Raw genomic sequence first — 11,535 nt, 5'->3', positions numbered from 1 at the left:
TGGGGAGTACGGTCGCAAGATTAAAACTCAAAGGAATTGACGGGGCTCGCACAAGCGGTGGAGCATGTGGTTTAATTCGATGCAACGCGAAAAACCTTACCTACCCTTGACATCCTCGGAACTTGTCAGAAATGACTTGGTGCCTTTAGGAACCGAGTGACAGGTGCTGCATGGCTGTCGTCAGCTCGTGTCGTGAGATGTTGGTTAGTCCCGTAACGAGCGCAACCCTCGTCCTTAGTTGCCAGCGGTTCGGCCGGGAATCTAAGGAGACTGCCGGTGATAAACCGGAGGAAGGTGAGGATGATGTCAAGTCATCATGGCCTTACGGGTAGGGCTACACACGTGCTACAATGGGCAGTACAAAGGGTTGCTAAACCGTGAGGTAAAGCTAATCCCAAAAAGCTGCTCGTAGTCCGGATTGGAGTCTGCAACTCGACTCCATGAAGCTGGAATCGCTAGTAATCGCGAATCAGAATGTCGCGGTGAATACGTTCTCGGGCCTTGTACACACCGCCCGTCACACCATGGGAGTGAATTGTACCAGAAGCGGGTAGCTAACCTTCGGGAAGCCGCTCACCACGGTATGATTTATGACTGGGGTGAAGTCGTAACAAGGTAGCCGTAGGGGAACCTGCGGCTGGATCACCTCCTTAACTTTAAAGTGATAAAATTATCGTACGTGTATCCACACAAACTGCTTTCTAGCAATTTAGAATCCAGGATCTGAGTTTATTTCAGAATTTTAGAATCAGGTATAACGAAAGTTCCTGAGATGTCTGATTAATGAACTCGGGTCTGTAGCTCAGTTGGTTAGAGCGCACCCTGATAAGGGTGAAGTCGGAAGTTCAAATCTTCCCAGACCCACCAATTTCGGGGCCATAGCTTAGTTGGGAGAGCATCTGCCTTGCAAGCAGAAGGTCGGCGGTTCGACTCCGCTGGCTCCACTCCATATACTTCGCTAAAACTACGCATAGGGAACTAATTTGTGGATCTAATTTATGGATTATGCTTAGCTTTAGACAAGTTTTAACTTTCGTTTGTTTCTCTTGCCATTCATGTTTTATTTAATGTATGATGGTAAACCCTGTACAGTTTATTCGAAGCAGGGAGTTCTTTAACAATTCGGTGAAAAAGTAAAGGCGCCAATTTTAGGTATTCTAATGTCGTTATTGACGTAGCAACCGTGAAATCATTCAGGGTTGCATAGTCAAGTGAATAAGCGCGTATGGTGGATGCTTGGCAGTAAGAGGCGATGAAGGATGTAGTAGCCTGCAATAAGCTTCGGGAAGCTGGCAAACAAGCAATGATCCGGAGATTTCCGAATGGGGAAACCCAACCTTGTAAAGGTTATTGTGTGTTGAATTCATAGGCACATAAGGCAAACCTGGGGAACTGAAACATCTAAGTACCCAGAGGAAAAGAAATCAACCGAGATTCCGTCAGTAGTGGCGAGCGAAAGCGGAACAGCCTAGTTACTAAATCATTATTGGCTTTAGCAGAATGTTCTGGAAAGTTCAGCCATAGTGGGTGATAGCCCCGTATGTAAAAGGGCTAATAATGTGGGTAACGATGAGTAGGTCGGGACACGTGAAATCTTGACTGAATACGGGGGGACCATCCTCCAAGGCTAAATACTCCTTACTGACCGATAGCGAACTAGTACCGTGAGGGAAAGGTGAAAAGAACCCGGCAAGGGGAGTGAAATAGAACCTGAAACCGTATGCGTACAAGCAGTCAAAGCATTTCTTTGGAAGTGTGATGGCGTACCTTTTGTATAATGGGTCAGCGACTTACTTGTTGTAGCAAGCTTAACTGTATAGGGGAGGCGTAGGGAAACCGAGTCTGAAATGGGCGTTTAGTTGCAACAAGTAGACCCGAAACCGGGCGATCTATCTATGGCCAGGGTGAAGGTCAGGTAACACTGACTGGAGGCCCGAACCCACTACTGTTGAAAAAGTAGGGGATGAGTTGTGGATAGGAGTGAAAGGCTAATCAAGCTCGGAGATAGCTGGTTCTCCTCGAAAGCTATTTAGGTAGCACCTCGTGTATGACTCTTGGGGGTAGAGCACTGTTTCGGTTAGGGAGCCATCCCGGCCTACCAAACCGAAGCAAACTCCGAATACCAAGAAGTTTTAGCACGGGAGACACACTGCGGGTGATAAGGTCCGTGGTGAAAAGGGAAACAGCCCAGACCGCCAGCTAAGGTCCCAAAATCACAGTTAAGTGGAAAACGATGTGGGAAGTCTCAGACAGTCAGGAGGTTGGCTTAGAAGCAGCCATCCTTTAAAGAAAGCGTAATAGCTCACTGATCGAGTCGTCCTGCGCGAAAGATTTAACGGGGCTTAAACTATGTACCGAAGCTGCGGAGCTCTTTTTGGAGCTGGTAGAGGAGCGTTCTGTAAGCCTGCGAAGGTAAATCGAGAGGTTTGCTGGAGGTATCAGAAGTGCGAATGCTGACATGAGTAACGATAATGTGGGTGAAAAACCTACACGCCGAAAGTCCAAGGTTTCCTGCGCAACGCTAATCGGCGCAGGGTGAGTCGGCCCCTAAGGCGAAGTAGAAATGCGTAGTCGATGGGAAACAGGTTAATATTCCTGTACTTTACAATACTGCGATGGGAGGACGGAGAAGGCTAGGTCAGCCACTCGATGGCTGTAGTGGTTTAAGTGCGTAGGAAGAGTTCTTTGGCAAATCCGGGAACTCAATTCTGAGATATGATGACGAAGCATGACTCGTTCATGCGAAGTGACTAATGCCAGGCTTCCAGGAAAAGTCTCTAAGCTTCAGGTATTGTAGAACCGTACCCCAAACCGACACAGGTGGACAGGTAGAGAATACTAAGGCGTTTGAGAGAACTTGGGTGAAGGAACTAGGCAAAATGACACCGTAACTTCGGGAGAAGGTGTGCCCTTAGTAAGTGAAAGTCTTCGCGATTGGAGCTGAAGAGGGTTGCAGATACCAGGTGGCTGCGACTGTTTACTAAAAACACAGCACTCTGCAAACTCGTAAGAGGACGTATAGGGTGTGACGCCTGCCCGGTGCCGGAAGGTTAAATGATGGGGTTAGCCCTCGGGCGAAGCTCCGAATTGAAGCCCCGGTAAACGGCGGCCGTAACTATAACGGTCCTAAGGTAGGATTGCTGCCTTAGTAAAATCTGGCTATATGCTGGAAACTCCGAGCATCCTGCAGTACTCGCTTTACATAAAATTTTTTAATTTTTATGTAAAGCAGTGAAAATCTGACAGGTGCGGACAATCAGCAGGAAAGACTGGTAAAAAAAATTGGATTAGACAGTTAGTTTTGTAGATATGGCGAAGGATACTTTTCGATTGGCTTTGTTAAACGTTAAACAGCAAAGTAGAAAAACTCAGAAAGGTTACAACAAAACTGGCTATCAAGTGTTTTATGACAATTATAAAGACCACTTGTATTGATATCTCGTAAGACGGCGGAAAGATTTATTAGAAATAATCATTCAATAATCATTCCGTTTTTTTGACGATATTCATTGTAGACTTCAAAGGAATTGAACTTTTGAGAAATTTGCAAAATATCTTGAGTTAATTTGAGTTAATTGAAGCAAGATATCCTCTTTATTTCCTCTTTATTTAGGAAAAGGTTTGATTAAGATTACTGAAATTACTTCAAACAATAAATCGTCAACAATAGCGAGCCGAATTTATCAGAATCCTCAGAGACTATATGCCGGATATTCGATAAACTTCGCGATAAACTTCGAATAAAGATATAGTCCCGACTACATGGCGACATGTAGGAAAAGTAAAATTACTTTTCGACCTATTCAAATTACAAATTAATTGAATAAGTTAAGATTTCAAGCGAAATTCCTTGTCGGGTAAGTTCCGACCTGCACGAATGGCGTAACGATGGCCACGCTGTCTCCACCCAAGGCTCAGTGAAATTGAAATCGCTGTGAAGATGCAGCGTACCCGCGGCTAGACGGAAAGACCCCGTGAACCTTTACTACAGCTTTACATTGAACTTTGAATATGCCTGTGTAGGATAGGTGGGAGGCTTTGAAGCTGAAGCGCTAGCTCCAGTGGAGCCATCCTTGAAATACCACCCTTGGTGTGTTTGAGGTTCTAACCTTGACCCGTTATCCGGGTTGGAGACAGTGTATGGTGGGTAGTTTGACTGGGGCGGTCTCCTCCAAAAAAGTAACGGAGGAGTACAAAGGTACCCTCAGCACGGTCGGAAATCGTGCATTGTGTGCAAAGGCGTAAGGGTGCTTGACTGCGAGACTGACAAGTCGAGCAGGTACGAAAGTAGGTCTTAGTGATCCGGTGGTCCTTTATGGAAGGGCCATCGCTCAACGGATAAAAGGTACTCCGGGGATAACAGGCTGATACCACCCAAGAGTTCATATCGACGGTGGTGTTTGGCACCTCGATGTCGGCTCATCACATCCTGGGGCTGTAGCCGGTCCCAAGGGTATGGCTGTTCGCCATTTAAAGTGGTACGTGAGCTGGGTTTAGAACGTCGTGAGACAGTTCGGTCCCTATCTGCCGTGGGCGTGAGATTTGAGAGGAGCTGCTCCTAGTACGAGAGGACCGGAGTGGACGTACCTCTGGTGTTCCGGTTGTCACGCCAGTGGCACTGCCGGGTAGCTAAGTACGGACAGGATAACCGCTGAAAGCATCTAAGCGGGAAGCCCCCCTCAAGATGAGATCTCCCGGACCCTAGAGGTCCCTAAAGATTCGTTGAAGACTACAACGTTGATAGGCAGGATGTGGAAGCTCAGTAATGAGTGAAGCTAACCTGTACTAATTAATCGTGCGACTTGACTATGTACCCTAAATGGTTTTACATAAGCCCTTTTACTAAATTTCACCAGTTTCCTGGTGGCTATAGCGAGCGGGTCCCACCTGATCCCATTCCGAACTCAGAAGTGAAAACGCTCAGCGCCGATGATAGTATGGTTATTTCCATGCGAAAGTAGGTCACCGCCAGGTTTTTATTAAAAAACCCTACCGTTTTAAAAAACGGTAGGGTTTTTTTTATTCTTATAACTTAAATATAACTTACGCAAAACAGCATGCTAATCATTATTTTAGTGGACGAAGATTGATTAAGACTATTCAGCTTATAATTTAAATTCACACCAGCTTGTTTGTGCTACTATTATTCCTGAAATTATGACTAAACTAAACTAACGGCCCGTTATCCTAACAACTTAATAAAATTAGCGATGTTCTTTTATTTTCGGCATTTAAAGAAAAAAGAAAAACCATTTTGAGCTAATTCCCACTAAAACTCTCGATCTGTTTGATCCCCAAAGCGCTTTAAGGCTAGCCAGCTACTTATTAGCATTCAGTAATATTAACCACAACAGCTAACCCGCCCTTTGAGGTTTCTTTATAAATAGAATTCATATTCCGGCCAATTTCGCGCATAGTAGCAATTACCATATCTAAGGATATTTTATGTTCGCCATCCTCAGAAAGGGCTAATTGAGCCGCATTCACTGCTTTAACGGCACCCATCGCATTACGTTCGATGCAGGGAATTTGCACCAGCCCTCCAACGGGATCGCAGGTTAAGCCGAGATTGTGTTCCATTGCTATTTCAGCAGCATTTTCTACTTGGGCCACAGTGCCGCCTAGAGAAGCTGTTAAGCCGGCTGCAGCCATAGAACATGCAACACCTACTTCTCCCTGACAACCCATTTCAGCGCCCGAAATAGAAGCATTTTTTTTATAGAGCATGCCTATAGCACCGGCTGTTAATAAAAAATCAATAACACCTTTTTCAGTAGCCCCTTTACAAAAATATTTATAATAACTTAAAACTGCTGGAATAATTCCCGCCGCCCCATTCGTAGGTGCTGTCACGACACGACCTCCCGCTGCATTTTCTTCATTAACAGCCATTGCGTAGACATTCAACCAATTCATGGTTTGAGGATGTTGAGCCGTCGGTGGACCCAGAATCAATAGCTTGCGATAAAGCGAAGGGGCACGTCGTCGTACCCGTAAAGGACCTGCCAGAAAACCATCGGATTGACAGCCTTTATTAATACAATTTTCCATAATCGCGGCGATATACAATAAATTTTCTTTAATAATTTTTTCGTTTCGGCCCATTTTCTCATTGGCTAACATGATATCAGCGATGGAGAGATTGTCCCTTTGGCAGTAAGCCATAAGTTCAGCAGCGGAATTAAAAGGGTATGGAGTATTCAGTGGAAGACCGTTAGAAACTTCTTGATCTTTATTTTCATCCTTAACAATAAAGCCCCCACCAATGGAAAAATACAAAGATTTTTTAATCAAGGTTTTATTAGCGTCATAAACTGCGAACTCAAGACCATTTGAATGGAAATCAAAAACTTTCTGATAATTAAAAATAAGGTCGCTTTCTGCAGAAAAATTAATCGTATGTTGCTTTAATAAGCTTAATTTGCTTTTATCACGAATTTGTTTCATTTGATCATCGATGCTATCTGGATCAATAGTTTCAGGTTGTTCACCCATCAGTCCTAGAGTAACGGCTTTATCCGTACCGTGGCCTTTTCCGGTAAAAGCCAAAGATCCGTAGAGGGTAATTGTTATTCGGTCAATATGAGTTAATTTGTGCTGGAGAGTCTGGATGAAATCATGAGCTGCTCTCATAGGGCCCACGGTATGTGAACTGGAAGGCCCCACACCGATGGAAAATAATTCAAAAACGCTAATCATAGTTATAAAATGAATTGTTAAATTTTTCTCCTATTTTAACACAGTCATAGGGACTTTGGTAAGAAAATAGCAATCCTTCCTTAATAGGGGACGGTGAATTTTTGTATCAATGAATGAATGAATGTTAGATGAGTCACAAAAACCAAAAAGGACCAATTAAATTTTTGTTTAATCGCCGCGTGATCGCAGTTTTTTTCTCAGTTTTTCTTCTACATTGCCCTTCGTTTTGCTAACTGGCACTCTCCAGGCTTGGTATACCACTGCGGGAGTGAGTTTGATGCTTATTGTGAGTCTCAGTCTTTTACAGTACGCCTATCTTATCAAGTTTCTATGAGTGCTGTTCATGGACCACAGTATACCTCTCTTAATTTATGGCATAGGTGAGGGTGGATTTTGATTACCCAAATTGGATTAGCAATCACGCTGACTTTGTTGGCATTTATAGATCCTGCTTGACATCCTTGGGGAATATTTTGGTTAGCAGCTGGGATTGCCTTTAAAAAGAAAGAAGGAAAAGAGAAAGAAGGAAAAGAAGAAAAAACAAGAAGAAAAAAATAAGAAGTAGCGAGAGAGGCAACCGCAATACCTGGAGATACAACTGATTCACCGGTCCATGTTTCTCCTCTTCTTGTAAAATTTCTACTCGTATTTAATGAATTGCAACGTTATACCATCAGTGAAATAGCTTGAGAGTCTCAGCAATCAGTCTGAGACCTATACCGCGGCTTTAGAGTCAGTGCTTTCGGAACTGGAACAAAACAAAAATGATAAAAAAATATCGAATGAAGAAAAAGAAGGAAAGGAAACTGTCTTATCGCATTAGGTGCTTAATTTGTTATTTTTTAGCCAAGGTTTGGCATCAGAATTATCTTCATGATAGGCAAGTTAAAGATTTAACTACAGCAATTTATTTTTGGAAAAAATTCTTTTTCTTCGCTAATCAAATCGTTTGCTCTGATATTGATTTGGGTGTGACTATCGATAAATATTTTTTTCTATTTTTTCTATTAGAACAAGTTAGACAGTCTAACAAGTAGACAGTCTACTATCTACTACTAATACTACGTAAATAAGCTCGATGAATACTCAGAAATCTAAGATAGAATTAGTGCTAGTTTCGAGACAGCGCAGGGTCTGTTGGAGGAAATTCAGACAATTATAGAGAACTTTCGTTCTACACATCAACATCTTTCTCTCTGGGGAGACGTACAATTCACTAATTCAACCATAAGTTCTGTGCAAACAGCGATTTAAAACGCGAGGAATTCAAATCTTTTTCATAAGCTAACCAACACTTCAATACCAGGAGCAATACCGAATCCAAATTAAGCCCAGCGCCACAATCAATATTTATTTTTAAGGCCCCCCCTCCCCGCGCGTGTGCTTATAAAATCCGTTCCATCATCCCGTACGCAGGCCATCTACGGATGTTGAGAAAATAAATTTCTAAATCCCTAATATTAAAAAGTGATAAGGCACTAGTCTAATTTTGTTCGATGCTATATAGGATATCTACGTCGTTGCCTAAAGAGCTCGCTTCTGTTTGGATGGCCCAATTTTCACTGATGAGATAGCGAAGCTGTACGATATTGATTGGTGTGGTTATTCCACGACTGTATCGAACATAAAGACGTGGCGATAAATACCGCCCCACTACAAAGGAGCTTTGAGTAGGGCTCTTGCTGGGAATCCCTAGTGCAGTTGCCGTAGTTTGGGATTCGATGCCTAATTCTGTTAGCCCCAAGCCTTGAGTAATTTGATCAACAATTCCACCTACTGAAGTTTTTCCTCCGCCGATGTTTAATGTATCAATAGCATCTACTAAAAAATTCACATTATCGGGCGTATTCGCATTCGCGGGGTGCCCGAAAATTAAATAAGATAAAATATCTGCTTGAGTGAGATCAGGATCTGAAGCATATAAGCTGACTTCCGGATGGTGTAAAGTTCCATCAATATCAATACCTATGGTCACCGCTCCTCCAAGCCCAAGGCCTGGCCCTGGCTGGGAAACGATAGGCGAGGTTCTAATACGCATACGGCGCGAACGCCTAAAATAGGATTAGTGACTAGGCTTTGAATAAAACTAATCGAAGAGTGGGGGGTGATATCCAAGGTCCGCCCATGGGTAGTGAACGTTCCGTCGATAATAGTAATTCGACCATTGGCAATTAGGGGCTGAGGCGCTGTTTTCAAGAGCGTAAATTCACCCTCAACCGACCTTTTGTCCCCAAGGAATCAATAACGACTTGATCACCCAGCATAACTTGGATATCTATATTGATTCGCCAGAGGGATTCCTTTTCAACTTCAGGACCCACAAAAACCGCATCACCCGTTAAAATGGTGGAGCGACTAAATGTAGTGGGTTTAAGAATAGCGCGAGGAATGATGAGCGTACCAGTTATGTCGATATCTCGTCCCGCAATATCGATTCTTAAATCAGGTGAACCGTAAATTATATATTGATGAGTATTTACAATTAAAACATTTTCATCACGCAAACTAAACGTTGTTGGGTAACCCGGTATATTTAATTGTGTTTGACCCACGATTTGGACTAGCTGATTTTGGGAGTAACCTTCTAAATGGTAATAAATGGTTGACCAGGTTGCTTCTATAGAAGCTTGAACCTTAGTAAGACTCACTCTCAATCCTGGAAAATTGATATTTCCCTGTCGCAATTCTACCGTACCATAGATAGCTGGTTGTGTAGATGACCCGCTAATATCTAGGTTAGCAATTAATTGCCCATGAGGTTGAATGGTGTCTGGGAGAATAGCGCTAATAAGACCTAGATCATTGGAGTTTATAGTTAATTTTCCGCGAATAAAAGAAATGGGTTTTGTGCCCCATTGACCTTGCAAGCACATATGATTTTGCCCGGAGTGCAAACAAATTGGAGCGAGGATAGTTTGGTTTTGGCTAATGGTGATTTTTACGGGCTGATCGGCGTTCCAATCTCCGAATTTTTGTGACTGAATGTTAAATTGATGAAAAATCCTAGTCCCAACCTTATTTTGTATATTGCCCGCTCCTGCTAGAGTAATAACAAATTTTCCAGAAGATCTATCGTCAATCAACATTTCTGCCTCGACATAGTGCGCGTGTTGTTGTCCCCTAGCATTAACTTCCAATTGCGATAGTTGTAGAGTAGGAGTTTGAATTTGTTGTGCGTGGAGTTGGAGAGCGAAGGCTTGATTAAAAAGAGAATCGATGTGCCAATGGCTTTCCAGTTTATTGATTTTAATACTCGGAAAAGCAATATTATGACCGATCATATCGCCCATAATGATAGGTGATTTAGAAGGGCCAGTGATTGTGCCATGGCCTTGTAAAGTTCCACGAGCTGTCGCAAATAAATTCGAAAAATCTTCCACATTTGCAATCCAATTCAAATCCCATTGCTGTTGGTGTTGGCCGGTAATATGTATGTAAGCTTTTTGAGATTGCAACATTCCTGTCATAGTAAAATTAGGTATAACATCCGTTTTATTTTCATAATACCCTTCTGTTCTAAGTTGAAGAGTTAATTGGTGAGGCCATTTATTAAGGATTCTCTGTAGATCTAAATGAGCAATATCAACATCCATTTGCCAGCGGAAAGTAGGCTCAAATTGAATTTTCATGAAAGCATTGAGTTGCCCATTTAATGTATGCGCTTCGTGTGTTTGAGCTTCGATCCATTCTTGAGTGCCTTTGCTCGTAATGAGCCAATCAATATCACGATTTTTTGCTCGGAGCGCAATACGATAATTATCGCAGGTCCCAGAAGAAATTAGGTGAATATTTACCGGAAAAGGTTCAATCATTTGACCATCTATCGTAGCAATTAATGAATTGTTGAGAGCCACGTTATGGAGCAAAAGGTTTTTGAAATGTATCGGATAAGGTTTTGCATTCCTCTGAATAATCAAATTAGAAAAAGATCCGCTTTGAATATGTACAGCGATTGGAAGCGGTTCTTTTAACAGGTTGCGTATTTTTTCATCATCTGGTTGAGGAGACAGGATAATTTTAGTATTTTTCGCCGCCAAATGAAATATAGACACTTGGTCTCTTAACAAATAAAGGGGTTGCCAGTCAATTGCTAATTTATCGATCATAATGTTAAGTCCGTTGTGTCGATAATTAAAATTCGTGAAAGTTAAAGGCCCATGGACAAGACCTGAAGCTGTTGAATAAGTGAATTCACCCGGTATTATTTTTTTACAATTTTTAATCCTACCCGTAGACCGATAGGTGTTGTGAACATTAAAGTAAGAACTAAAATTAAAATAGTAAGCCCGATAATAACTCCAGTTATCCATTTCGTTATCATAATGGTGATCCCATGGAAAATTGAATTACCCAGGCTTTTTAGATTCACTGATTGCGTTGGCAATGGTGAGTTCGAACATGCCAATAGGGGTTAATATTACTAAACCTGGACCAATGTCAACTTTTAATTTATTTTTAGAAATCTGATCGCTTACATTTCCCGCATCAATAAAAGCTGAAAGATAAAGGTTTTTCACAATTTTTTGTTGAATTTCAAAACTACCCACAACCAAACCTCGTCCAGGGCCAATTGAATTGTAACTATATCCCCGTAAGCTTTGAGCCCCGCCTGCGAAAAATTGAAACGAAATCGGTAAATTAACGATATTTTTTATGGCGGTGTAACCTAGTGAACTTCGAATAATAAAGCGAGTTTGATCCCACGCTGTAAAGAGAAAATGGCCATCAATTCGACTTTGCAAAAAACCAGTCTTTGAAAGAAAACCTTTAGCAGCACTGCTAATTGTAGCTATTATACTGTACCCTTTTTTCGGGTTAAGCAAATTATCCGCATGA

At 42.2% G+C, this 11,535-nt stretch carries 3 protein-coding genes, 2 tRNA genes, 3 rRNA genes and 1 pseudogene; 5 read left to right on the top strand and 4 right to left on the bottom strand.

Translation table 11 applies throughout. From position 1 onward, the window contains the following. The 5 genes from B1F79_RS03670 to rrf all read left to right on the top strand — a co-directional run. Positions 1-653, top strand: a 16S ribosomal RNA gene (locus B1F79_RS03670); the annotation flags it as partial. A gap of 138 nt (positions 654-791) precedes the next feature. After that, a tRNA-OTHER gene (locus B1F79_RS03665) sits at positions 792-867 on the top strand. Positions 868-872: 5 nt separating this feature from the next. After that, positions 873-944, top strand: a tRNA-Ala gene (locus tag B1F79_RS03660). Positions 945-1,205: 261 nt separating this feature from the next. Next, a 23S ribosomal RNA gene (locus B1F79_RS03655) occupies positions 1,206-4,810 on the top strand. 49 nt (positions 4,811-4,859) lie between these two features. After that, positions 4,860-4,974, top strand: a 5S ribosomal RNA gene (gene rrf / locus B1F79_RS03650). A 351-nt stretch (positions 4,975-5,325) separates the two neighbouring features. Here rrf and B1F79_RS03645 read toward each other — a convergent pair. The 4 genes and pseudogenes from B1F79_RS03645 to B1F79_RS03630 form a co-directional block, all read right to left on the bottom strand. Then, the gene (locus B1F79_RS03645; protein ID WP_251366034.1) at positions 5,326-6,699 is read right to left on the bottom strand and encodes an L-serine ammonia-lyase; all 1,374 of its coding nucleotides are present in this window, start codon (positions 6,697-6,699) and stop codon (positions 5,326-5,328) included. Between the two features lie 1,483 nt (positions 6,700-8,182). Continuing rightward, on the bottom strand, positions 8,183-8,674 hold the full coding sequence (locus B1F79_RS03640) for a translocation/assembly module TamB domain-containing protein (RefSeq protein ID WP_251366033.1): 492 nt from the start codon (positions 8,672-8,674) through the stop codon (positions 8,183-8,185). Then, positions 8,671-10,157, bottom strand: a pseudogene (locus B1F79_RS07225) (translocation/assembly module TamB domain-containing protein). The gene B1F79_RS03640 and the pseudogene B1F79_RS07225 overlap by 4 nt, the downstream one beginning before the upstream one ends. A gap of 888 nt (positions 10,158-11,045) precedes the next feature. Then, a partial coding sequence (locus B1F79_RS03630) for a BamA/TamA family outer membrane protein (RefSeq protein WP_251366032.1) occupies positions 11,046-11,535 on the bottom strand: 490 nt, incomplete at its 5' end.

This window comes from Coxiella-like endosymbiont of Rhipicephalus sanguineus (genome assembly GCF_018687865.1).
Note: the sequence above shows the minus strand (reverse complement) of the source record. Positions and strands in the feature narration are given on the sequence as shown.